Annotated in this window: 3 protein-coding genes; 2 read left to right on the top strand and 1 reads right to left on the bottom strand. The window is 42.0% G+C overall.

The annotated features are described in order from the left end of the window. Positions 1-17: 17 nt before the first annotated feature. Both ymcF and uraH read left to right on the top strand, forming a co-directional pair. On the top strand, positions 18-200 hold the full coding sequence (gene ymcF, locus NNN71_RS24600; RefSeq protein ID WP_167575579.1) for a cold shock small protein YmcF: 183 nt from the start codon (positions 18-20) through the stop codon (positions 198-200). Between the two features lie 125 nt (positions 201-325). Next, positions 326-736 carry a hydroxyisourate hydrolase gene (uraH, locus tag NNN71_RS24595; protein ID WP_167575580.1) on the top strand — a complete coding sequence of 137 codons (411 nt, stop codon included), beginning with the start codon at positions 326-328 and terminating at the stop codon, positions 734-736. A gap of 103 nt (positions 737-839) precedes the next feature. Here the strand turns inward: uraH and NNN71_RS24590 are convergent, their stop codons facing one another. After that, positions 840-1,052 (bottom strand): KTSC domain-containing protein, encoded by a 213-nt coding sequence (locus NNN71_RS24590; RefSeq protein WP_167575581.1) that lies wholly within the window; start codon positions 1,050-1,052, stop codon positions 840-842. Positions 1,053-1,294 lie beyond the last annotated feature (242 nt).

Here is a 1,294-nt window from a genome sequence, read left to right as displayed (position 1 = left end):
CTTAAGAGGTATATCTTATGAATTTAAATATTCATTTTCGGTGCCCATGTTGTCATGGCTCCCAATATCGAACATCAGTATTTGATGTTTCAGAGAAAAATCCATTTGGCGCAAAATGTATTTTTTGCAAAACCAATATGGTGTTTAATGAAACTGCAACCGTCAGGGGCAGGGATAGAGCACCGAGCGTTGCCGTCTAGTCTGATGTGCTAAAGAGTAAAAACAGCTGTTTTTGTGTGCTGAAGAAATCATAACAAAAAGTTGAATTTTCTTTGTCAAAAACATGTTTAAGCTTGACCTGTGTCTTTAATCACAGGAAGAAAAAATGAACAAAATAATGAGTCTGATGTTGCTGTCTACCGCGGTCTTCGCACCGGCTGCGTTTAGTGCGCCTGCAGGAACCCTTAGCGTTCATATTCTCAACCAGCAAACAGGAATCCCTTCAAAAGACGTTGATGTCACTCTGGAAAAACAACAGTCGACAGGTTGGGATATGCTTGCGCAAGGGAAAACAGATAGCGATGGCCGTATTAAGTCCTTGTACCCTGAAGACAAGGATATGCAGCCAGGGGTGTACAGAGTGACGTTCAAAACAGGCGATTATTTTAAGCGCGAAAAGCTGTCCTCATTCTTCCCTGAGGTGCCGGTGTTGTTCACCGTGACGAAGACAAACGAAAAGCTTCATATTCCTCTCTTGCTAAGTCAGTACGGATACTCGACTTACAAAGGGAGTTGATACTGGTCACAGCACCACGCATCTTAGCCACTCAGCCAGCCTAACCGCTGGCTTTTTGTTTTCTATTATGGCGATGTACAGTATGCAAATCCTGATAGGGTGCTTAGCCTATTTTTCGGCAGAGGAATTTGTCTTTAATGACCCCATCAAAAAAGCGTCCTTTTGACTTCACGCTGAGAAATGTTTCATACGTTTTTGAGGTGACGCCGACATACTGGTAAATGCCTGAACTGAAGAACTCTATTTCCAGTGTTTTTTGCTTTGCATCATAACCAATTGATTTAATTCTTGATGATGAGACGTTCTGACGCTGCATTATGTTCTGATTACTCCCTTCATCTTTTGAGTTGCAGGTAGGCCAACTCGATTGAACCCTTATCTTAACGCTTACTGCAGATTCATCCGCGAAAATTTGATCGCAAAGAAGAATTTTCTTATCACTCATGTGCGCAGGGAAGGTGAGGGTAACCAGGAATCTTACCCGATTTCTTTAAGTTCTGTTCCAAACATAACCGAGAGTCAAAACATCACGCGTTGTCGCACTGATAAAAAGAAAAA

The sequence above is a fragment of the Kluyvera sp. Awk 3 genome, assembly GCF_028069715.1.
In the GTDB taxonomy this organism is placed as follows: Bacteria; Pseudomonadota; Gammaproteobacteria; order Enterobacterales; family Enterobacteriaceae; genus Kluyvera; species Kluyvera georgiana_A.
The sequence above is the reverse complement of the archived record's forward strand: the minus strand, read 5'-3'. Positions and strand labels throughout refer to the sequence as shown.